We start from the raw sequence: 20,984 nt of genomic DNA, 5'->3' as shown, positions 1-20,984 counted from the left end.
TCACTTTCGTTTCCGGGAGGTAGCCATGACGGATTCGACTCCGCGCCAGGTGGATCTGCTGCTGCGGGCCGCCCGCATCGCCGACGACGCGGACCTGGTGGACATCGCGATCTCCGAGGGCGCCATCGTCGCGATCGGCCCCAAGCTCCCGGAGCGCGGCGCCGAGGAGATCGACTGCGCCGGCCGCGTAGTCATCCCCGGCCTCGTCGAATCCCACGTCCACCTGGACAAGGCACTCCTGGACGCCGAGAAGTCCAATCCCGACGGCACCCTGGCCGGAGCCATCAGCGTCACCGCCGAACTCAAACGCGGCTTCACCGTGGCCGCCATCCGCGACCGGGCCCGCCGCGTACTCGACATGGCGATCGCCAACGGCACCACCGCCATTCGCGCTCACCCCGACGTCGACCCGATCGTCGGTCTCCGCGGCGTCACCGCACTGCTCGACCTCCGCGAGGAGTACCGAGACCGCCTGGACCTCCAGATCGTCGCCTTCCCCCAGGAGGGCATCCTCCAGTCCCCCGGCACTCTCGACCTGCTGCGCGAAAGCCTGCACGCGGGCGCTGATGTACTCGGTGGCTGCGCGTACAACGAGCGCACTGTGGAGAACTGCCGCCGCCACATCGACCTCATCTTCGATCTGGCCGCCGAATTCGATGTCCCCCTGGACATTCACGCCGACTTCGCCGACGACGCCACCGATCCGCGGTACGCCATGGCGGACTACATCGCCTCGGTCACCGAGCTCACCAGCCGTCATGGTCGAGTGACGCTGGGGCACATGACGTCCCTCGCCGGTCGATCTCCATCGGATCGTGCACTGACACTCGAGCGTCTCGCCTCCGCGGGGATCTCCGTGGTTCCACTTCCTGCGACGGACATGCATCTGGGTGGTCGGTCGGACGTCGCCAATGTGCGTCGTGGGATCGCGCCGATTCGGGAGCTGTGGGAGGCCGGGGTGACCACTGCGTACTCGTCCAACAACATTCGGAACGCCTTCACGCCGTATGGGAATGCCGACATGCTCGATATCGGGCTATTCCTGGCTCAGACCGGGCATTTGTCGGGGCCCGAGGACTTGAATCGGATTCTCGGGATGGCCACTACTGAGGCCGCGCGGACCATCGGGATCGCGGATCGATATGGCGTGCGGGTGGGGGCTGAGGCTGATCTCGTGGTGCTGTCGACCTATCGCGTTGCTGACGCGCTACTCGATCGGCCTGACCGGAACTATGTGTTCAAGGGTGGGCGTTTGACGGCTCGGACCACTCGGGTTCGGGAGCTTGTCGGGACTCGAGCCGAACCCTAAGAACGAAAACCCAAAGACAGAGAAACTCAAAGATAAAAGACGCCTGGAGAAGGAAGAGAGGGTGGCCGAGCTTGCGAGGCCCCTCACCTACCAGCCCCCACCGGGGAGGACAGGAGCAGGAAGAGAGGTGGCCGAGTTTACGAGGCTCCCTCACCTACCAGCCGCCACCGGAGAGGACAGGAGCAGGAAGAGAGGTGGCCGAGTTTACGAGGCTCCCTCACCTACCAGCCCCCACCGGAGAAGACAGGAGAAGGAAGAGAGGGTGGCCGAGCTTGCGAGGGCCCCTCACCTACCAGCCCCCACCGGAGAAGACAGGAGCAGGAAGAGAGGGTGGCCGAGTTTACGAAGCTCCCTCACCTACCAGCCTCCTCGAGGTTCGGCCGTGCATCGTCCCGGTGTAGGGGGACAGCGGCGGGTGGGCTTCTCGAAGTGGCTTGTCGTCCAAGGGTTCTTCGGGTCTTCTCTCTCGTGATGCGTGTAGTCCGTGGGCCGGGGGCGGCGGGTAGCGGTTCCCGGCCCGGCGTCAGCCCCAGTCCGGCAGGGCAGGCGAGGTGACCACACCCCGCGTAGCTTTGCGCACGCCGGTCAGGCACGAACGGCTCGGTTTCGACGACACCCGTGAGCGCCACTGCCGGCAACTCGAATCGACCGCAGCAGCGATCACCTGCCCCACGTGATGACGATCGTTCACACGCGGGGTGCCGGTGGGATCAACACTCTTCGGAGCGATCCACCCCGTTCGGCCCGCGTAGGGCGAATCTTTACCCATCACAACGGTTTTCCACCCATCCGGGCCATCATTGATCAACGCGTGGCAGTGATCGCACGCGAACGCCAGATTGTCGATATCGGTCGGCCCGCCCTTGGCCCAGTCGGTGATGTGGTGGGCTGCGCACATACTGGCTGGTTGCTCACACCCGGGTCGGGTGCATCCTTTGTCGCGGGCCAGGAGTGCGAGGCGTTGGGCTTCGCTGGCGGTGCGGCGGGAGCGTTGCAGATACAGCGGCATCCCGTCGCCGTCGAGAACCGCGATCACCGGGTGCGAGTCCGCGGCCATCTTCATCGCCTCGGCGACTGACACCTGGGTCCCGGAGGCGGTGGTGGCGACCCCGGTCCCATTCTCGAAATCCGACAAGCTCATCGTGAACACAACCTGGACCGGCATCCCACGATGCGAACCCAGATCACTCACATCCACACCGGGCTGCAGCAACGCGAACAACGCATCGTGGGTGCGCTGCCCCGCATCACGACGGTCACGACCGGCAGCAGCATCCAGGACCGCGTTCTCGATGAAACCGTCACGCGCGGTCGGGCTCTCAGCGTCCTCCAAGTTGCACATACCGGGCCGCGCCAGCTTCGCAAAAGCAGCGTCCAGCAGCGCCCGCAGCTCGGGGGTGATCCACCCTTCGATCCGCGTCATCCCGTCCACACCGGGACGGCACAACGTGATCCCGCGACGGCGACGACGATCCGCGTCGGAGACGACCTTCCCATCAGGATCCAAGCGCGCGAGAATGTCACGCCCGATCTTCAACAGATCATCCGGCCACCCGTTACGGGAGTAATCGACCAGGATCTGCTCGGCCTCAGCACGAGCCTCAGCGGGAACATCAAGGGGCAGGTGGTTCATCACATCCATGATGTGACGCACATGATCACGCGAAATCTCACCCGCCGCAAACGCTTCAGCCGCCATAGGCAACACCGGCGGCGCGACATGGCCCGTCTGCTGCACGAATTCCCCACAGTGGTGAGTGACCTTCACCCGCACCGACGCGTCATAACGGGACAGCCCGAGGGTGTGACGCAGAAACGGCACCATCTTCCCCGCGCCACTGCGCGAATGCAGCGACCGTTCTCCGGCTTCGATGATCAGAGGGGTATCCAGAGCGGCGAGCTGACGCTTACAGGTTTCGAGCTGCCGCATCAACGACACAACATCCTCGTCGGAGAACTCCACCATCTTCCCACCCTGAACAGATCCGGTCAGGGTCGCCACCGCGGCCGCCAGTTCAGCGATACCGCAGTCGTCGAGTGTCACCCCATTCGAATCCATGCCCCAATTTTACGCCGGTTCGATCACGCCGGGAACCCGAAATGTCCAGTATCCCTTATCTTTTCACCCAATATCGAAATCACATTCAAATCCGTACCGGGCGCCCCAACCAAACACAAACCACTCGGAATTCCCCGGATCCTCGCCAAGGGAAAGCTAACCGCCGGCCCGCCCACAATCGACGCCAAACACGTCAAATGCAACGTCCGCGCCCGCCCCGACTCCAACGCCCCAGCGGATGCCACCCGAAGCGGCGGAAGCGTAGCGACCGTCGGCAACACAAGAAAACGCCCACGCAAGGCATCCCGAAGCACGCCCGCCGCATCCCGAAGCACCGAGCGCGCCGAGCACGCGTCCTCCGCAGTAACTGTCGAGGCGATGTGAAACCGCTGCGCCACTTCCGATTCCAGCGAACCCGGATGCGCCGAGATCCACGTGCCGTGGTTCCTCCAGGCTTCGAACGCCTGCACTGTCCGGAATGCCGTGAACCACGATTCGAGGTCGGCGTTCAGGCGGTAGTCGACCGCACCGAGCTGCCGGGCCGCCTTCAAGCCGGCTTCGGAGACCTCGGCATCGGCCACAGCGCACAAGTCTGGGTCGACGATGAGCTCGTAGGGTCCCGAATTCTGTTCGGGTAGCAGGCATTCCGCGACCGCTCGCAGCGTGTCCAGGTCCCGTGTCATCCAGCCCATGGTGTCGAAGGACTCCGCCAGCGGCAGTAGTCCCGCCGTGGAGATGCTCCCGTGCGTGGTTCGCATCCCCCACAGCCCCTGATACGCCGCGGGCACCCGAATCGATCCCGCCGTGTCGGTTCCCAACCCGATGGTGGCCTCCCCGCGTGCGACCGCCACCGCGGATCCGCTCGATGATCCACCCGGAATCCGCTGCGGAGCAGCCGGATTGATCGGCATCCCATAGCGCCCATTGCCGCCGGTGATGCTGTAGGCGAATTCATCGGTCTGCGCGATCCCGGCGATATCCGCCCCGGCCGCAAGCAGAGAGGCGACGACCGGTGCATGCGCATCCATGGGCGCTCCCAGAAACTCCGGGACCCCGCCGCCGAGTGGATACCCGGCGACAGCGTAAAGATCCTTCACCGCCACGGTGTGTCCACTGAGCACCCCGTCACCGGTAGCGGCAACCAGCGGCGCGCCCCGCTCCCGCCACACCCGGGGATCGAACTCGGCTGTCTGCTCGGCCGATTCGCGTGCCGCCGTCATCAAACCCTCGCCAGCACGCGCCTGGCCAGCTCGGTAGCGGCATGACCGGCGAAGTCCGCCACCCGCACCTCACCGTGCACACCCCGCACCTGGTCCACAGCCTGCGAGATAGTGAAATCCGCCGCGGCACTGAGATACAGATACGCCTGCTGCGGATCCGCGTCGAACAGCGACACCACCAGCTCGATGGCGTTCCGGACACACAGTTCCAGCGCCTGGTTCAGATCCTCGCTCAAACCCGTCGGGATCAATAACCCATGTGAAGCCGCGAACGGTCCGATTCCCCGCCCCAGCCCGGCCGCGACCTGGGCCGCCGGAATGACATCGACCGTCAACGTGGCCCGCAGCGGCGCTTCCAGCGCGGTGAGCGCCACTTCCCCGTTCCCTTGGGCGAAGTGCGGATCCCCGATATAGAACAGCGCCTCCGCGACCTGCACCGGCAGAAACAGTGTCGCCCCCGCCGTCAGCCTCCGGATGTCGATATTGCCGCCGTGCGCCCCGGGCGGCACCGACGACACCCGCGTATCCGTATCGGTCGCGACGCCGATGATGCCCAGGAACGGGTGCAGCGGAAACCCGGCCTGCCCCGGCCGATCCGGATGCAGCGGCATCGTCCCGTACCAGGCCCCGCCCCGCTCTTCGACGGCACAGAACTGCCCGTAATTGCCGTCGAACCCGGGCTTGTCTGCCAGCACACCACGTCCGTGCCGAGTGGATACGACGCCATAGGGCGCACGCATGGCCAGCGCGTCGATCCGGATTGCGAGCAGGTCCCCCGGTTTCGCGCCCGCGACCGCGATCGGCCCGGTGATGATGTGCGGCCCCGCCAGCGAGTCCCGCCGGCGGGTTCCGGCCACCTCGATCGCGTCGGCGAGCACCTGGTCCCGCTCGACCCCGTGCCGCCCGAAGTAGACCAGCGGATCGGACCCCTGATCCTCCAGAATCCCTTCGTGACTCACGGTGTCGACCACGATGGTCCCGCCCGCCTCGACGGTCGCCACCGGCTTGTCGCCGACTCGCGGCAGCCGCCCCCACAGCACCGCCGTGGGGTCGACCGGCAGATACCCGGCGTCCCCTATCCCCGCCCCCGGTTGCAGTACCGGAAACGCCGGGGCGAACCCCCGCACAATCGACGTCACGCGCCCTACCTTCCCTACCCGGCCAGCATTGGTCGGACCATCCGATATGCCGACCATAAGTCGGCCCGACCGGCGGTGCGGGGCCACGAAACCTAACGTAACTGCCGTTTTACCTACCCGAAATGGTCTGCCTGGGAAGGGATTTAGACTCGGGGCGTGACGGCATCGATTCCGCCGCTCCGCCGGCGCGCACGCAGCGTCAGCGCGGAGGTCGCGGCGCACCTGGAGGGTTTGATCACCCGCGGGGAACTGCGGGCCGGGGATCGGCTGCCGCCGGAACGCGAGCTGGCGGCCGGCTTGAGCGTGTCGCGATCCTCGTTGCGGCAGGCCATGTTCGAGCTGGAATCCAAGCAGCTCATCGAACGCCGTCAGGGCCGGGGCAGCACCGTCATCGAGAACCCGCGCCGGGCAGGTGATCTCGCGGGCGGGCTCGCGGATCTCGATATCGAGCTCGGCCACGCCATCGAACTCCGCGACCTGGTGGAACCGCGCATCGCCGAACTGGCCGCGCTCCGCGCCGTCGAATCCAACCTGCTGTCGCTCGACGACGTCCTGGCCCGCTCCAGCGACGCACTCTCCCCCGCCGAATCCCTGCGCCTCGACATCGAATTCCACACCCTCCTCGCCCGCGCCGCCCAGAACCCCTTGCTGGTAACCCTCTGCACCATGACCACCGACTGGACCCGCCGCACCCGAGCCCTCTCCCACCGCACCCGCCACGCCCGCGCCCTGTCCATAGACGGCCACCACCGCATCTACACTGCCGTCGCGGCCCACGACGGCCCGGGCGCGGCGGCGGCGATGGAACAGCACCTGCGTGAGGTTCGCGAGGTCAGCCGCCCGCGCCGGTGAGCACCGCTTCGCTCCGGAAGGTGCGGCGATAGGCCAGCGGTGCGACGCCGATCGCCTCGTGCAGATGCTGTCGCAGCGAGGCGCCGGTCGCGAACCCGACCTCACCGGCGATCCGGTCCACGGAAAGCTCTGTGGATTCGAGTAGTTCGCGCGCCCGGAACACGCGCTGCTGGATCAGCCACCGGCCGGGACTCGTCCCGACCTCGTCGCGGAAGCGTCGCGCGAAGGTGCGGCCGCTCATGCGCGCGCGATCGGCGAGGTCGGCCATGGTCAGTGGCCGGTGCAGGTTTTCCAGTGCCCACTGCCGGGCCTCGGCCGTGCCCGCGGCTGTCGGCGGCGGGACCGGCTGCTCGATGAATTGCGCCTGCCCGCCCTCGCGCCACGGCGGGACGACGCACCGCCGCGCGACGGCGTTCGCGACCTCGCTGCCGTGGTCGCCGCGAATCAGGTGCAGGCACAAGTCGACTCCGGCGGACGCGCCCGCGGAGGTCAGGAGGTCGCCGTCGTCGACGTAGAGCACGTTGGGGTCGACGCGGATGCCCGGAAGGGCTCGCTGGAAGCGGTCGGCGATGTTCCAGTGGGTGGTGGCGGGCCGGTCGTCGAGCAGTCCGGCCGCGGCGAGCACGACAGCGCCGGTGCAGATGGACACGAGTCGCGTACCGGGACGGATCGACGCCAGCGCCGCCGAAACCTCGTGCGGCAGTCCCTGTTCCAGGATCGGATTCACATCGCACGGCGGAATCACCACGGTGTCCGCGTTTTCCAGCACGCGCGCGTCGTGCGCCACCGCGATATCGAAGTCCGAGCTGCTGCGCACCGGTCGACCGTCGAGCGAGCAGGTGATCACCCGGTACCGCCCGTCCGCGGTCCCGAACACCCGGTTCGGGATGCCGAGCTCGAACGGATACACCCCGTCGAGCGCCAGCACCACCACGGTGTGCGGCCGAGCAACCTCCGACTCCATGGCACGATCCTATCGAATAATGGCGATCATGCCATTTCCCGGGCCCGCCCCTGACGGCAGGCTGAGAGGCATGAGCGACAAGGACTACACCCTCCCCACCACCATGACGGCCATCGGACAGGACGTGCTCGGCGGACCCGAGGTCCTGCACGAGGTGAAAGTGCCGGTGCCCCAGCCCGGTCCGAGCGAGCTGCTGGTCCGGGTTCGCGCCACCGCGCTGAACCCGACCGACTGGGGGCACCGTGCCCGCGCGGGGCTGTTCCTGCCCGCACCCCCGTCCGTGCTGGGCTGGGACGTCTCGGGCGAGGTGGTCGCCACCGGTGTCGGCGTCACCCTGTTCGAGCCCGGTGACGAGGTGTTCGGCATGCTGCCGTACCCGCACGGGCACGGCGCGGCGGCCGAATTCGTCACCGCACCGGCCCGCGCCTTCGCCCGCAAGCCCGCCAATCTGGGGCACCCGGAGGCGGCCGCGATCCCGCTGGCGGCACTGACCGCCTATCAAGCCCTGGTCGACACCGCGAATGTCGTGGCCGGGCAGCGGGTCCTGATCCACGCCGCCGCCGGGGGCGTGGGCCACTTCGCCGTACAGATCGCCAAGGCCCGCGGCGCGTCCGTGATCGGCACCGCGAGCGCGACCAATCACGATTTCCTGCGGAGCATCGGCGCGGACGAGGTACTCGACTACCGCACCACCGATTTCGCCGAGAGGCTGCGCGATATCGATGTGGTTCTCGACCCCATCGACGCCGACCACGCGCTGCGCTCACTGCGGACCCTGCGCCCCGGCGGCCTCCTGGTCACGTTGCGCGCCTTGGGCACCGACCATCTGAAGGCCGCGGCCGAGGAACTCGGCGTCCGGGCCGCGGTCATGCTGGTCGAGGCCGATCACACGGGCATGAACGCGCTGCGCGAGCTCGCCGAGACCGGTGCGTTGCGGCCCGCCCTCGCGGGAGTGTTCCCGCTCGCCGAGGCCGCCGCGGCGCACGCCCTGGGCGAAACCGGCCACACCGTCGGCAAATTGGTTCTCACCGTGGGCTGACGGCGCGCGACGCGCACCGGCTGTCGCGAGACGGCCGGTGCGGCACCGCCCTACGGCTCGAACAGGTCCATCTGCGGTTCGTGCCGCCGCACCTCGATGGAACCGAAGACCAGGTCCGGGGGCGGGACCAAGCCCAGGTGCTCCCAGGCGGCGGCGGTGGCGATGCGGCCGCGGGGTGTGCGGGCCACCAAACCTGCTCGCACCAGGAACGGTTCGCAGACTTCCTCGACCGTGGTCGCTTCCTCGCCGACGGCGACGGCCAGGGTGGACACGCCGACCGGGCCGCCGTTGAAGCTGCGGATCAGGGCGCTCAGGACGGCGCGGTCCAGGCGGTCGAGGCCGAGGGAGTCGACGTCGTACACCGCGAGTGCGGCGTGGGCGATTTCGGGAGTGACGAGGCCGTCGGCCTTGACTTCCGCGTAGTCGCGCACGCGGCGCAACAGGCGGTTCGCGATACGCGGCGTGCCACGGGAACGTCCGGCGATCTCGGCGGCGGCGTCGGATTCCAGGCGTACGCCCAGGATTCGGGCCGAGCGTTCGAGGATCTGCTGCAGTTCGAGCGGCTCGTAGAAGTCCATGTGGCCGGTGAAACCGAACCGGTCGCGCAGCGGGCCGGTCAGCGCGCCCGAGCGGGTGGTCGCGCCGACCAGGGTGAACGGGGCGATGTCGAGGGGAATCGAGGTGGCGCCGGGGCCTTTGCCGACCACCACGTCGACGCGGAAGTCCTCCATCGCGAGGTACAGCATTTCCTCGGCGGGGCGCGCCATGCGGTGGATCTCGTCGATGAAGAGGACGTCGCCCTCGACCAGGTTGCTGAGCATGGCGGCGAGGTCGCCGGCGCGTTCCAGGGCGGGGCCGGAGGTGAGGCGCAGGGCGGTGCCGAGTTCACCGGCGATGATCATGGCCATACTCGTCTTGCCCAGACCCGGTGGGCCCGACAGCAAGACGTGGTCGGGGGTGCCGCCGCGCAGTTTCGCGCCGCGCAGCACCAGGGCCAGCTGTTCGCGCACCCGCGGCTGGCCGATGAAGTCGTCGAGCGACTTCGGGCGCAGGCTGGCCTCGATCTCGCCGTCGGACTGCAGATAGCTCGCGGTGACGCTGGATTCGTCCGCGTCGAAGCCCGCGTCGTCGAAGTCGTCGAAATCCTCTGCCATGACCGGTTATCGATTCTTGCCGAGCAGGCCCAGCGCCGTGCGCAGCGCCTGGGAGGTGCCGATGCCGGGTTCGTCGGCGAGCACCGCGTCGACGGCGCCCTCGGCCTGCCGGGCCGGGAAGCCGAGACCGATGAGCGCGTCCACCACCTGCTCACGCACCGGCGTGACCATGGGCGCGGGACCCGATCCGGGCGGACCGGACTGCACCGGAACCAGATTCACCTTGTCGCGCAGCTCCACCACCATGCGCTCGGCGCCGCGCTTGCCGACACCGGGCACCCGGGTCAGCGCGGTCACGTTCGATTCCGCGAGCGCCTTGCGCAGCGCCTCGGGCTCCAGCACCGCGAGCACCGCCATGGCCAGCTTCGGGCCGACGCCGGATACGGTCTGCAACAGCCCGAACAACTCTCGCGCCTCGGTGTCGGCGAAGCCGAACAGCGTCATGGAGTCCTCGCGCACGATCATGGTCGTGTAGAGGCGGGAATCCTCGCCGCGGGTCAATCCGGCCAGGGTCGCCGGGGTGGCGTTGAGCCGGTAGCCGACTCCCGCCGCCTCGATCACCACATGGTCGAGCCCGATCTCGAGCACCTCGCCGCGCACCGACGCGATCACCGCGTTACCGCCTTCCGATTCGGAGATTCACCACGCTGGGAACCAGCACCGCGCTGGCCGTCTCCGCTGCGCGGAGGGCGGCCGTTACCGCGTTGCTGGGCAAGCCTTTCCTCGTACAGCCGCCGCTGCTTCTCGGCCATCGCCTCCGCCTTGGCCATGCGATCCAGCATGGGCGCCCGCCAGCAATGGCAGATGGCCAGGGCGAGCGCGTCGGCGGCGTCGGCGGGTTTCGGTGCGACGGACAGCCCGAGGATACGGGTCACCATCGCGGTCACTTGCGCCTTGTCCGCCGAACCGTTGCCGGTGACCGCGGCTTTCACCTGCGACGGGGTGTGGAAGTGCACCGGGATCCCGCGGCGCGCGGCCGCGAGGGCGATCACGCCGCCCGCCTGCGCGGTGGCCATGGCGGTGCGGACATTGTTCTGGGAGAAGACCCGTTCGATGGCGACGACTTCGGGCCGGTGATTGTCCATCCAGGCCTCGGCGGCGTCGGAGACCCGCAGAAGCCGTTGCGCCAGATCCATTTCCGGTGGGGTGCGCACCACGCCGACCTCCAGCATGGACACCTGCCGGCCGAGAGCTCCGACCACCATGGACAGACCGCACCGGGTGAGCCCGGGGTCGACGCCCATCACCCGCACCGAAACCCCTCTCACCGTGAACGAACAACTGTTCGAGAGTCTAACGGACCCCCGCCGCGACATTGTCCATCGACACGGCCGGTCGGGGGCCGGATCCAGCGCTCACACCGCGAAGACGCGACGCGGGCCGCCTCCCGGAAGGGAAGCGGCCCGCGTCGTGAGAGCCGATGCCGGTTCGTGAGAGCGGACGCTAGGCGTCGAGCTCGGCCAGCACCTCGTCGCTGATGTCGACATTGGTGTAGACGTTCTGGACGTCGTCGCTGTCCTCGAGCGCGTCGACCAGCTTGAACACCTTGCGGGCCAGGTCCACGTCCGCGGGCACGGTCACCGACGGCTGGAAGCCGGACTCGGCGGAGGTGTAGTCGATCCCGGCCTTCTGCAGCGCGGAACGCACCGCGATCATGTCGCCCGGCTCGGAGATCACCTCGAACTCGTCGCCCAGGTCGTTGATCTCCTCGGCGCCCGCGTCGAGCACCACATCGAGGATGTCGTCCTCGGACTGCCCGGCCTTGTCCAGCACCACGACACCCTTGCGGGAGAACAGGTACGACACCGAACCGACGTCGGCCATATTGCCGCCGTTGCGGGTGACGGCCAGACGCACCTCGCCGGCCGCGCGGTTGCGGTTGTCGGTGAGGCATTCGATCAGCAGGGCGACACCACTGGGGCCGTAGCCCTCGTACATGATGGTCTGCCAGTCCGCGCCGCCCGCCTCTTCACCGCCGCCGCGCTTGCGCGCGCGCTCGATGTTGTCGTTGGGCACCGACGACTTCTTCGCCTTCTGGATGGCGTCGTACAGCGTCGGGTTGCCGTCCGGGTCACTACCACCGGTGCGGGCCGCCACCTCGATGTTCTTGATCAACTTGGCGAAGAGCTTGCCGCGCTTCGCGTCGATCCCGGCCTTCTTGTGCTTGGTGGTGGCCCATTTGGAGTGGCCGCTCATTCCCTACTTCCTCGTTTCAGGGGGCTGAATGGTTTCCGACATTCGAGCGTACGTCAGACCCCGGCGCGCGGACGCACCGCGGTGTCGACGAACAGCCTGTGGACCCGCAGATCACCGGTTACCTCCGGATGGAAGGACGTGGCGATGACATTGCCCTGCCGCACCGCCACGATCCGGCCCGCGGCCGGACCCGACGGCACTCGCGCCAGCACCTCGACGCCGGCACCGGCGCGCTCCACCCACGGCGCGCGGATGAACACCGCCCGCACCGGTCCGTCCGTGAGGCCCGCGAAATCCAGATCGGTCTCGAAGGAATCGACCTGACGACCGAAGGCATTGCGGCGCACCGTCATATCGATGCCGTGCAGCGCCTGCATGTCCGGGCGGGTGTCGAGCACCTCCGAGGCCAGCAGGATCATGCCCGCGCACGACCCGTAGGCGGGCAGGCCGTCGCGCAGCCGCTGCCGCAGCGGCTCCAGCAGCTCGAAGACTTCCAGCAGTTTGCTGATGGTGGTGGATTCGCCACCGGGGATGACCAGTCCGTCGACGGCGGCGAGCTCGGATTCCCGGCGCACCGGGACCGCCTCCGCACCACAGGCCTCGAGAGCGTGCAGGTGTTCGCGCACATCGCCCTGCAGGGCCAGCACACCAATCGTCGGTTTCACGCCGTCGAGCATACGTTTGCCGGGGTGTGTGGCCCTGCTCACCCAGGGCGTCAGGGTTTCGTCAGGACGCGTGTCCACCGGGGATTTCGGGTGAACACTCGCGGATGTGACCGATGTACTTCCGCAAACCTCGCCCGGGCCGCGCGGCGGAGACCATTCCCCCTCCGCGCAGCCCGGGCTGACCGAATCCCGCTCCGGGCAGCCGACGTCACGGCCCGGGCAGACCTCATCGCACCATCGGCAGACGCGGCCTTCCCTCCTGCGTTCCCCGTCCTCGAACAGCCGGACGCGATCCCGGCGTGGTCCGAGTCGGTCCATGTACGGGCTGACGGTGGCTACAGGGCTGGCCGGGCTCTCGCTCGACGCGATGGCCTCGGTCGCCTACGGACCCGAGGCGATCGTGCTGGTCCTGGCCGCCGCGGGTGCGGCCGGACTGGGCTTCACGGTGCCGGTCACGCTGGCGATCGTGGTGCTGCTGGCGGTCCTGATCGCCTCCTACCGGCAGGTCATCGCGGCCTTCCCGAACGGCGGCGGCGCGTACGCTGTGGCGAAGGCACGGCTCGGGCGGCGAACCAGTCTGGTGGCCGCGGCGTCACTGATCGTGGACTACGTGCTGAACGTCGCGGTATCCATCGCCGCGGGTGTGGCCGCACTGACATCGGCGTTCCCACAGCTGTTCCCCTACACGGTTTGGATCTGCCTGGCGGTGCTGGCGGGCATCACGGTGCTCAATCTCTACGGCATCCGCGAGAGCGCCCGCGCCTTCATGGCCCCGACCGTGGTGTTCGTGCTGGGCATCCTCACCGTGATCGTCGCCGGGCTGCTGCGCACGGAACCGGCGACCGTCGCCACCGGCGCCGCGGTCTCCGAGAACGCGCGCACCATCGGAATCCTATTGCTGCTCAAGGCGTTCTCCAGCGGCTGTGCGGCGCTGACCGGTGTCGAGGCCATCGCCAACGCCGTACCCAGCTTCGCCGAGCCCAAAGTCAAGCGCGCGCAGCGGGCCGAGGTGGCGCTCGGTGCGCTGCTCGGCGTCATGTTGATCGGACTGGCCACCCTGATCGGCAAGTTCGCGATTCACCCGATCGAGGGCACCACCGTCCTGTCGCAGCTGACCGAAGCCGCGCTCGGTCACGGCATCGCCTACTACATCGTGCAATTCGCGACGGTGATCCTGCTGGCCCTGGCCGCCAACACCTCCTACGGCGGCCTGCCGACACTGACCAAGATCCTCGCCGACGACAACAGCCTGCCGCACCGGTTCGCGGTGAGCTCACAGCGGCAGGTGTACCGCTTCGGTGTGCTCACGCTGGGCATCTCGTCGGCGGTGCTGCTGGTCGGCTCCGGCGGCGATATGAACGCACTGGTGCCGCTGTTCGCGATCGGCGTGTTCGTGGGCTTCACCATCGCCCAGGCCGGGATGGTCCGGCACTGGCTGGCGGTGCGTGGCCCGGGCCGGCAGTGGCGTGCCGTCCTCAACGGTTTCGGCGCGGCGCTCACCTTCGTGGCGCTGATCGTCACCACCGCAATGAAATTCACCGAGGGCGCGTGGATGATCGTGGTGGTGCTGCCGCTGCTGGTGGCCGCCATGGAACGGATTCGGACCATCTACACCCGCATCGACGGCTGCCGGGGCGCGGGCTGCGTGCCCGCCGAGCCGAAGGCCACCGAGACCGCGATCGTGGTGCCGGTGTCGGAGGTGTCGGAGCTCAGCCGGGAGGCGCTCTCGGCGGCGATGTCGCTGGGCCGGGACGTGACCGCGGTGCACGTGTGCCTGCCGGGCGAGAACATCACCGTCTTCACCAAGGAATGGGAGACCTGGCATCCGGACGTGCGCCTGGTCCTGCTCGAGGACGGCGATTCGACCGTCGGCGGCCCGGTGGCGCGCTACGTCGCCGACCATTTCGCCGGGCGCCGCAAGGTGGTGGTGATCGCGGAGGTCGAGCCGCCCGCCGGATGGAATCACGTGCTGCCCAGCCATCGCAGCGACGAGCTGGAACGGGTGCTGCGCAAGATGAACGACACCGTCGTGTGTCACCTGCGGGTGCAGACCGCCTGATCGCGAAACAACGAGCGCGCCGCCGGATTCCACCGGCGGCGTGCTCGATTCGTTTGTCGCTCAGGCGGTTCCGGGCGGGTACGACTGCGCCTGCGGATCCTTCAGGGTGCGGGTCAGCCCCTCCTGCATGACGACCGCCACCAGTTCCCCGGCCTGGTTCCAGATCCGGCCGCCGGTCAGCGCCCGGCCCGCGCCCGCCGAGGGCGACTGCTGGTCGTAGAGCAGCCAGTCGTCGGCGCGGAACGGGCGCAGGAACCACATGGCGTGGTCGAGCGAGGCGTTCTGGGTGGGCTCGTCGGGGTGGATGACCTTCGAGGAGCCGAGCAGGGTCATATCGCTCATGTAGGCGAGCGTGCACACGTGGAACAGCGGGTCGTCGGGCAGCGGGTGCCGGTAGCGGAACCACACCTGCTGCTGGGCGGCCAGGCCGCCACGGCGGTCCACCTCGTCCTGCGGGATGGTGCGGATGTCCCAGTGCTCCCATTCGCGCATGGCCCACAGCCGTTCCGGGCTCATGGACTCCTTGGCGTCGGGCAGGTCCGCGGGCGGCGGGACGTTGGGCATCTGATCCTGATGCTCGGGCCCCTCGTCGCCCACATGGAACGAGGCCGACATGGTGAAGATGGCCTCGCCGTTCTGCACCCCGGTCACCCGGCGGGTGCAGAAGGAGCGGCCCTCACGGATGCGTTCCACCATGTAGACGGTGGGCCGCTCCGGGTTACCGGGCCGCAGGAAGTACCCGTGCAGCGAATGCACCTGATAGTGCGGATCCACCGTGCGGACGGCCGCCACCAGCGCCTGTCCGGCCACCTGCCCGCCGAATGTGCGGGGCAGCTGCGTCTTGATGGACGCGCCGCGGAAGATGTCGCGTTCGAGTTGCTCTATTTCGAGCGCCTCTTCGATCGTCGCCATGCACCCGTCCCTTCGCGTTTGTCCCGCTCAGGCTAACAACCGGAGCAATCTATCAATGTGTGTACGATCGTTTCTGATATGATAGAATCATGTCCCGGAAGCGCCGCCTCCTGATCGCCGCGAGTTGCGTTGCCGCCCTGCTGTTGTCGGCGGGCGGATGCGTCGTCGTGCAGCACGACTTCGACATTCGCACCGAACAGGTCACCATCACCGGCGGAGCACAGCCCCTGCACGGCACCCTGGCGCTACCCGAAAAGGGTGACGGCCCCTTCGGACTCGTGGTTTTCGTCCACGGCGACGGGGTGGCCACCGCCGACCGCGACCGAAGCGGCCATCGCCTGGTCACGCGGACGCCCCGAGATCGACGCGCAGCGCATCGGCCTGTGGGGCATCAGCCAAGCCGGATGGGTGCTGCCCGAGGTCGCGGCCCGGCACCCGGAACTACGGTTCATGATCCTCGCCGGTCCGGCGATCAACTGGATCCGGCAGGGCGAATACAACCTGCGCGCCGAGCTGGATCAGCGCAACGCCTCCGCGGACGAGCTCGCCGACCAGCTGCGGCGCGAGAACGATCTGACCCTCTTGCGCGAGGGCGCCGACTATCCCCGATATCGCACGGCCACCACGGATTCCCCGCCGATGTCCGAGGATCGGTGGCGGTTCGTCGGCAAGAACTACCTCGCCGATATCACCGAAGCCCTGCCACGGGTGCGCGTTCCGACGCTGCTGGCACTGGGCGAGCGCGATCTCCATGTCGACGTCGCCGAGACCGCGCGCGTGTACCGCGAGTCGATGCCCGCGAGCCTGCACACGGTGCGCACCTATCCCGACGCCTCGCACAACATCGTCACGTTCGAGCTGGACAAGCCCGACAGCGTCCGGTCCTTCCTGGTCGCCCGGTTCGCGCCCCGATCCCTGTACGCCCCCGGCTATCTCGACGCGCTGCGCGACTTCGCCGCCGATCCTTCGAAACACTGAACCACCGAGTCACGGGAGCACCGCCATGAAAGTCCTCGCCCTGGGCGCGGCCGGCGCGATGGGAGCCGCCGCCGTCGAGACCGCCGCCACCCTCCTCGGCGTCGAGCACATCGTGATCGCCGATCGCGACGGCGACGCGGCCGCCGCCACCGCCCGGCGGTTCGCCGCGGCGCGGGTACCGGTCGCCGCGCGCACCGTCGATGTCACCGACGCGGCCACCCTGCGCGACGCGCTGTCCCGAGCGGACCTGGTGCTCAACACCGTCGGCCCCTACTACCGTTTCGGCCGCACCGTGCTGAGCGCGGCCATCGACACCGGCACGCACTATCTCGACATCTGCGACGACTGGGAACCGACGCTCGACATGCTCGGGCTCGACGACGCGGCGCGCGAGGCCGGGGTGTGCGCGATCGTGGGCATGGGAGCCAGCCCCGGGATCAGCAACCTGCTGGCCGCGCTGGCGGCGGCCGAGCTCGACACCGTCCACGACGCGTATACCGCGTGGCCGGTGGATGTTCCGGGCGCGGGCGAGGACGAGTCGCTGCTCACCGGCGGGCAGCCGACCGCCGCGGCCGTGCACTGGATGCGGCAGAGCAGCGGCACCATCGCGGCGGTGACAGCGGGACGTCTGGTCTCCCAGCGCCCGCTGCGCCCGGTCGAGCTCACCCTGCCCGGCGGGCGGCACGGCACCGCCTACACCGTCGGCCATCCCGAGCCGATCACCTTGCAGCGCAGCCTGAAACCGGTCGGCGACGCCGCCAATCTGATGGTGGTGACGCCCACGACGCTGGCCTACCTGGACATGCTGCGCCGCGACATCGACGCCGGGAAGCTCACCGACGAAGCCGCCGCACGAGAACTCGCGCGCCCGTCGCTGGGCCGGATCGCCCACTCGGTGCCCACCGCGCTGCGCACCAGAGGGCCGGGCAATCTGCCGCCCTTCTTCGCCACCGTCTCGGGCCGGCGCGCCGGTCGCGAGCACCGGGTGCTGGCACACCTGGACCCGAACGCCGCCTGCGGTCTCGATAGGCTGTTCGCCGATATGGCGCGAGCGACCGGGATCCCGTTGGCACTGGGTATGTCCCAGGTCATCGACGGCTGTGCCCGCCGCCCGGGCGTGCACCCGCCGGAGGCCGTCATCGACGCGCCCCGCTTCTTCGCCGATCTGGGACGCGAATTCGGCGGCGCGTCACCGGTGGTCATCGAGCAGGAACCGGCCGGACAGTGAGGTGTACACAGTGGACGACCTGATTCCGGCCACCGAGATTCCCACCCGGTCGCTCGTGGAGAGCATGATCCGCGAGGACGCCACCATCGACGCCGGCGAACTCTACGATGTCGCGGCCGCGCTCGGCATGACCGATCAGCAGGTTCGGTTGTGCATCAAGAGGGTTGTCGCCGAAGGGCTGTTCACGCACGAGGGTCGCGGCCGCAAGGCGCTCCTGCGCGCCACCGAGGACACCCGCGCGGTGCTCGCACCCGAGCTCGAGTACCTGCGACTGATGTACGCGCAGGACCGCGGGCGGGCCGGCTGGGACGGCGTCTGGCATGTGGCGGCGTTCGCGGTGCCCGAGACCGACCGGACGGCACGCGATGCCATGCGCAACACCATCGTCGAACTCGGCGGCGCGCCGATCCAGGGCGGCCTGTACGCCTCGGCGCACCCGTGGGAGGAACGAATCCGTTCGGCAGCAGGCGAACTCGGTATCGCAGGCTCCCTCACCACCTTCTCCACCCGCGACCTGACCGTCGGCGAATCCACCGCGGCGCGTGCGCTGGCAGCCCACCTGTGGCCGCTCGACCGGCTCGCGGCCGGCCACGAACGCCTCCTCGGCATCGCCGAACACGTGCGCTCGGCCCTTCCGACCGCGCAGGAGACCGAACGCGTCACCCTCGCCATCACCCTGGCGGCCGAATTCGACCGCGCCCACAACCCGGACCCGCTGCTACCGCCCGAACTGCTCCCCCAGCCCTGGATCGGCGCGGCCGCGCGCGCGGTGGTCGCCGAATGCTGGGCAGCCCTGGACGCCGCTCCTCTGCCGCCGATCCGCCTGTTCCGCTGGTACGCGGACGCGGTCTCGGAGATCACCGACACAACACCCCGCCGCTGACCGAACGCACGGCTCGGCACAATGCGCACACCTCGCATTCAGTGACTCCCACACAACGGCCGCCGTGAGCACCCCATCACCACCGCGCCCGCAGTGCTCGGTGCTCGGCGGCGCCGAGAAGGGCCCCAGTGCAGCGGGATCGGCCCTGACGCCGGTGCGCGGGTTCGCGCCAGGGGAGCTCGCCGATCACGGTGGGAGCCGTCCGGGGGTCGCGCCCGATGACCGGGCAGGCCGCGGGCGACGCCCAGGCCATGTGGTGGTCGGTGGCCGTTGCCCCCACGGGCGTCGGGTGTGAGACTTCCAGCAAGATGGTGCAGTGCCCGATTTCACTGCCCTCGCTCCGGACGCGCTGCTCGAGCTGATCGCCGAGCGGGCCGGGGCGCTGCCGGGATACGCGGTGGTGGCGGTGGACGGTGCGGATGCCGCCGAGCCGCTGCGGGTGGCGAGTGGCGTTGCCGACGTGCTGCGGACGCGCGGGCGTCCGGCCGAGGTGATTTCTCTGCACGACTTCGTGCGACCGGCGTCGGTGCGGCTGGAATACGACCGGGACAGTGAATTCACCTATCGAACAGGGTGGTTCGACTATGCCGCCGTGAATCGCGAAGTCGTGAAATCGCTTCGGGACAGCGGGCGATTCCTGCCCGCGTTGTGGAACGAGCGCACCGACCGGTCGGCCCGCGCCCAGATTCGGGACGCCGCCGGCTCGACGGTGTTGTTCGTCGCCGGGCCCATGCTCCTCGGGCGGGGCCTGGACTTCGATCTGACTGTCTCCCTGCGCATGTCGGAGGGGGCGCTGCGGCGGCGGACCGATCCGGAGCAGGCGTTCACCGTGGACGGCTTGGTGGAATATCAGCGCGAGCACACCGAGCGACCGGACATTCTCGTCGCCTGGGACCACCCCGACCGCCCGGCCGTGCAGGCCGGGTAGGTCCGGGCGCGGTCGAAGAGTCTCAGGCGGCCCCGGTTTCGAGCAATATCCTGGCGCGATCCAGCCCTGAGACCTCCGCGGTCATCGTCTTCTGGACCGGGCCGCTCATGAGCAGTTTCTTCAGGCCGGACAACTGCGCCGACAGCGAGAAGGTCACTTCGGTGGCGGCGTCTCCCACCGGCACGAATGTGTAGCTGACAGTGGGCCGCAGCGGTCCGGCGATGCCGTGCAGCACCACCGCCCGGTTCGGCAGGTATTCGGTGATCTCGACATCGGCGGGAATACCGCGCCCGCCCGGCCCGGAGACCGTCTGGCGATAGATGGTGCCCACGGCCGGCACGCCCTCGGCGGTGATCTCCTTGACGCCGCTGCGCCACCGCGCGCTGTTGGTGGTGTCGGCGAAGAACGCGAAGACCTGGTCGATCGGGCGGGCAATGGTCACCGTGCGGGTCGCGGTGGGCATGACGGTCCTTTCCCCGGGGTGTGCGGAGCGATGCTGGCGTTCATGACACCAGCAACCGGACCGTCAGGCCACGACCGTCGCGGTGTGTCTCACCACTGCCGATGCCGGGCGTCGAAGGTGTCGGTCGGATACTCCTCGGCCGAGGGGGCGCTCCCGGCGCGGCGCGCGGGCCAGAACCGGCTGGCGTACTGCCCGCGGATGCGACTCAGATCCGGCTCGTCGATCTCGGTGATCCCGACCTGGAACAGCAGGATCATGGTCGCCATGCTGACCGCGATGATCAACGGCGTCAGCAACTGCGCGGGCTGCGCCCCCGACGGCGCGTGCATGTGCGCCGCCATGTGCGCGTGCATCGAGAACATCCCCGTGTAATGCATGCCGCATACCGCGACCCCCATGATGAGCGCGGCGCTGACCGTGGAGATGATGCCGTTCACGTGCAGCGTGAACCAGAGCGCCGCGATGGCCGCGACCACCGCGATCACGATGGACAGCAACACCACCCACGGGTCGTACGCCACCATCGCGTCGGTCTTCATCGCGTACATCCCCGAGTAGTGCATCGCCCCCACCCCGAGCCCCGTGATGGTCCCGCCGGTGATCAACGCGAACGCCTCCCCGTGCTGATGCACCACGATGTAGAGCCCCAGCCACACCACCCCCATCGCGATGGCGGCACTGAGCAGTGTGATCGGCACGTTGTACCGAATAGTGCTGTCCTGCACCGAGAACCCCAGCATCGCGATGAAATGCATGACCCAGATCCCGGTCCCCCCGAGCGCGATCGCCCCGGTGATGATCCACCCGCCGTGCCCCTGTTGATTCCGCGCCCGCACCATGCACCGCAGGGCCAGCAACGAGCCGGTAACGGACATGACATAGGCCAGGACGGGTGTCAGCCAGCCATAGGTGAAATGGTCGATCGCCAGCATGCGG

The 20,984-nt window shown here is 68.7% G+C and carries 19 protein-coding genes and 1 pseudogene; 8 read left to right on the top strand and 12 right to left on the bottom strand.

The window, feature by feature from the left end:
- Window positions 1-25: 25 nt before the first annotated feature.
- Window positions 26-1,309 (top strand): amidohydrolase family protein, encoded by a 1,284-nt coding sequence (locus ACQPYY_RS14090; protein ID WP_433594077.1) that lies wholly within the window; start codon window positions 26-28, stop codon window positions 1,307-1,309.
- A 523-nt stretch (window positions 1,310-1,832) separates the two neighbouring features.
- On the opposite strand, the gene ACQPYY_RS14085 is transcribed toward ACQPYY_RS14090, so the two are convergent.
- Genes ACQPYY_RS14085 through ACQPYY_RS14075 form a run of 3 tightly spaced genes read right to left on the bottom strand, consistent with a single transcriptional unit; the run spans window position 1,833 to window position 5,727 of the window.
- The gene (locus ACQPYY_RS14085) at window positions 1,833-3,368 is read right to left on the bottom strand and encodes a DUF222 domain-containing protein (protein WP_433594076.1); all 1,536 of its coding nucleotides are present in this window, start codon (window positions 3,366-3,368) and stop codon (window positions 1,833-1,835) included.
- A 23-nt stretch (window positions 3,369-3,391) separates the two neighbouring features.
- Entirely contained in the window at window positions 3,392-4,588 is a 1,197-nt protein-coding gene (locus ACQPYY_RS14080) for an amidase family protein (RefSeq protein WP_433594075.1), read from the bottom strand.
- Window positions 4,588-5,727, bottom strand: coding sequence for an acetamidase/formamidase family protein (locus ACQPYY_RS14075; protein WP_433594074.1), 1,140 nt, complete (start codon window positions 5,725-5,727; stop codon window positions 4,588-4,590). The genes ACQPYY_RS14080 and ACQPYY_RS14075 overlap by 1 nt, the downstream gene beginning before the upstream one ends.
- 156 nt (window positions 5,728-5,883) lie before the next feature.
- Between ACQPYY_RS14075 and ACQPYY_RS14070 the strand changes: the two genes are divergently transcribed.
- Window positions 5,884-6,579, top strand: a complete 696-nt coding sequence (locus tag ACQPYY_RS14070; protein ID WP_433594073.1) for a FadR/GntR family transcriptional regulator — start codon at window positions 5,884-5,886, stop codon at window positions 6,577-6,579.
- Here ACQPYY_RS14070 and ACQPYY_RS14065 read toward each other — a convergent pair.
- Window positions 6,560-7,543, bottom strand: a complete 984-nt coding sequence (locus ACQPYY_RS14065) for a GlxA family transcriptional regulator (RefSeq protein ID WP_433594072.1) — start codon at window positions 7,541-7,543, stop codon at window positions 6,560-6,562. The two genes, ACQPYY_RS14070 and ACQPYY_RS14065, sit on opposite strands and share 20 nt — an antisense overlap.
- Window positions 7,544-7,613: 70 nt before the next feature.
- Here ACQPYY_RS14065 and ACQPYY_RS14060 point away from each other — a divergent pair, with 70 nt between their 5' ends.
- On the top strand, window positions 7,614-8,582 hold the full coding sequence (locus tag ACQPYY_RS14060) for an NADP-dependent oxidoreductase (RefSeq protein ID WP_433594071.1): 969 nt from the start codon (window positions 7,614-7,616) through the stop codon (window positions 8,580-8,582).
- Between the two features lie 50 nt (window positions 8,583-8,632).
- Here ACQPYY_RS14060 and ruvB read toward each other — a convergent pair whose 3' ends face one another.
- The 5 genes from ruvB to pdxT form a co-directional block, all read right to left on the bottom strand.
- Entirely contained in the window at window positions 8,633-9,736 is a 1,104-nt protein-coding gene (ruvB, locus tag ACQPYY_RS14055) for a Holliday junction branch migration DNA helicase RuvB (protein ID WP_379097554.1), read from the bottom strand.
- Window positions 9,737-9,742: 6 nt separating this feature from the next.
- The gene (gene ruvA, locus ACQPYY_RS14050) at window positions 9,743-10,348 is read right to left on the bottom strand and encodes a Holliday junction branch migration protein RuvA (protein WP_357083645.1); all 606 of its coding nucleotides are present in this window, start codon (window positions 10,346-10,348) and stop codon (window positions 9,743-9,745) included.
- On the bottom strand, window positions 10,345-10,989 hold the full coding sequence (gene ruvC, locus ACQPYY_RS14045) for a crossover junction endodeoxyribonuclease RuvC (RefSeq protein WP_379097549.1): 645 nt from the start codon (window positions 10,987-10,989) through the stop codon (window positions 10,345-10,347). The genes ruvA and ruvC overlap by 4 nt, the downstream gene beginning before the upstream one ends.
- Before the next feature lie 190 nt (window positions 10,990-11,179).
- Window positions 11,180-11,932 carry a YebC/PmpR family DNA-binding transcriptional regulator gene (locus tag ACQPYY_RS14040; RefSeq protein WP_357285273.1) on the bottom strand — a complete coding sequence of 251 codons (753 nt, stop codon included), beginning with the start codon at window positions 11,930-11,932 and terminating at the stop codon, window positions 11,180-11,182.
- Window positions 11,933-11,985: 53 nt separating this feature from the next.
- Window positions 11,986-12,609, bottom strand: a complete 624-nt coding sequence (gene pdxT / locus ACQPYY_RS14035; protein ID WP_433594646.1) for a pyridoxal 5'-phosphate synthase glutaminase subunit PdxT — start codon at window positions 12,607-12,609, stop codon at window positions 11,986-11,988.
- 304 nt (window positions 12,610-12,913) lie between these two features.
- Between pdxT and ACQPYY_RS14030 the strand changes: the two genes are divergently transcribed.
- A complete protein-coding gene (locus ACQPYY_RS14030) occupies window positions 12,914-14,656 on the top strand; it encodes an APC family permease (RefSeq protein ID WP_433594070.1) in 1,743 nt (580 codons plus the stop codon).
- A gap of 60 nt (window positions 14,657-14,716) precedes the next feature.
- On the opposite strand, the gene ACQPYY_RS14025 is transcribed toward ACQPYY_RS14030, so the two are convergent.
- Window positions 14,717-15,568, bottom strand: a complete 852-nt coding sequence (locus tag ACQPYY_RS14025; RefSeq protein WP_379097545.1) for an acyl-CoA thioesterase — start codon at window positions 15,566-15,568, stop codon at window positions 14,717-14,719.
- A gap of 89 nt (window positions 15,569-15,657) precedes the next feature.
- Between ACQPYY_RS14025 and ACQPYY_RS14020 the strand changes: the two are divergent.
- From ACQPYY_RS14020 to ACQPYY_RS14005, 4 genes and pseudogenes are all read left to right on the top strand, one after another.
- Window positions 15,658-16,546 (top strand): annotated as a pseudogene (locus ACQPYY_RS14020) (alpha/beta hydrolase family protein).
- 25 nt (window positions 16,547-16,571) lie between these two features.
- Window positions 16,572-17,774, top strand: a complete 1,203-nt coding sequence (locus tag ACQPYY_RS14015) for a saccharopine dehydrogenase family protein (RefSeq protein WP_433594069.1) — start codon at window positions 16,572-16,574, stop codon at window positions 17,772-17,774.
- Window positions 17,775-17,838: 64 nt separating this feature from the next.
- Window positions 17,839-18,657 carry a PaaX family transcriptional regulator C-terminal domain-containing protein gene (locus tag ACQPYY_RS14010; protein ID WP_433594645.1) on the top strand — a complete coding sequence of 273 codons (819 nt, stop codon included), beginning with the start codon at window positions 17,839-17,841 and terminating at the stop codon, window positions 18,655-18,657.
- A gap of 316 nt (window positions 18,658-18,973) precedes the next feature.
- Window positions 18,974-19,585, top strand: coding sequence for a hypothetical protein (locus tag ACQPYY_RS14005; RefSeq protein ID WP_433594068.1), 612 nt, complete (start codon window positions 18,974-18,976; stop codon window positions 19,583-19,585).
- Window positions 19,586-19,607: 22 nt separating this feature from the next.
- Here ACQPYY_RS14005 and ACQPYY_RS14000 read toward each other — a convergent pair whose 3' ends face one another.
- Together ACQPYY_RS14000 and ACQPYY_RS13995 are read right to left on the bottom strand one after the other, a co-directional pair.
- Entirely contained in the window at window positions 19,608-20,048 is a 441-nt protein-coding gene (locus tag ACQPYY_RS14000; RefSeq protein ID WP_433594067.1) for an SRPBCC family protein, read from the bottom strand.
- 89 nt (window positions 20,049-20,137) lie between these two features.
- Window positions 20,138-20,980: an MHYT domain-containing protein gene (locus ACQPYY_RS13995; protein WP_433594066.1), complete on the bottom strand. Its 843-nt coding sequence runs from the start codon at window positions 20,978-20,980 to the stop codon at window positions 20,138-20,140.
- Window positions 20,981-20,984: the final 4 nt, after the last annotated feature.

Origin of the sequence: Nocardia sp. CA-145437 (genome assembly GCF_050956485.1) — a bacterium.
Taxonomy (GTDB): Bacteria; Actinomycetota; Actinomycetes; order Mycobacteriales; family Mycobacteriaceae; genus Nocardia.
This window is presented reverse-complemented; position numbering and strand designations above follow the sequence as displayed.

What these genes read in the sequence shown, in the direction of transcription:
- ACQPYY_RS14010 (WP_433594645.1), top strand. Translation starts at nt 17,839, where the DNA reads ATGATCCGCGAGGACGCCACCATCGACGCCGGCGAACTCTACGATGTC.
- ACQPYY_RS13995 (WP_433594066.1), bottom strand. Translation starts at nt 20,980, where the DNA reads ATGCTGGCGATCGACCATTTCACCTATGGCTGGCTGACACCCGTCCTG.
- ACQPYY_RS14085 (WP_433594076.1), bottom strand. Translation starts at nt 3,368, where the DNA reads ATGGATTCGAATGGGGTGACACTCGACGACTGCGGTATCGCTGAACTG.
- ACQPYY_RS14030 (WP_433594070.1), top strand. Translation starts at nt 12,914, where the DNA reads ATGTACGGGCTGACGGTGGCTACAGGGCTGGCCGGGCTCTCGCTCGAC.
- ACQPYY_RS14065 (WP_433594072.1), bottom strand. Translation starts at nt 7,543, where the DNA reads ATGGAGTCGGAGGTTGCTCGGCCGCACACCGTGGTGGTGCTGGCGCTC.
- ACQPYY_RS14060 (WP_433594071.1), top strand. Translation starts at nt 7,614, where the DNA reads ATGAGCGACAAGGACTACACCCTCCCCACCACCATGACGGCCATCGGA.
- ACQPYY_RS14080 (WP_433594075.1), bottom strand. Translation starts at nt 4,588, where the DNA reads ATGACGGCGGCACGCGAATCGGCCGAGCAGACAGCCGAGTTCGATCCC.
- ACQPYY_RS14015 (WP_433594069.1), top strand. Translation starts at nt 16,572, where the DNA reads ATGAAAGTCCTCGCCCTGGGCGCGGCCGGCGCGATGGGAGCCGCCGCC.
- ACQPYY_RS14040 (WP_357285273.1), bottom strand. Translation starts at nt 11,932, where the DNA reads ATGAGCGGCCACTCCAAATGGGCCACCACCAAGCACAAGAAGGCCGGG.
- ruvB (WP_379097554.1), bottom strand. Translation starts at nt 9,736, where the DNA reads ATGGCAGAGGATTTCGACGACTTCGACGACGCGGGCTTCGACGCGGAC.
- ACQPYY_RS14000 (WP_433594067.1), bottom strand. Translation starts at nt 20,048, where the DNA reads ATGCCCACCGCGACCCGCACGGTGACCATTGCCCGCCCGATCGACCAG.
- ACQPYY_RS14025 (WP_379097545.1), bottom strand. Translation starts at nt 15,568, where the DNA reads ATGGCGACGATCGAAGAGGCGCTCGAAATAGAGCAACTCGAACGCGAC.
- pdxT (WP_433594646.1), bottom strand. Translation starts at nt 12,609, where the DNA reads ATGCTCGACGGCGTGAAACCGACGATTGGTGTGCTGGCCCTGCAGGGC.
- ACQPYY_RS14090 (WP_433594077.1), top strand. Translation starts at nt 26, where the DNA reads ATGACGGATTCGACTCCGCGCCAGGTGGATCTGCTGCTGCGGGCCGCC.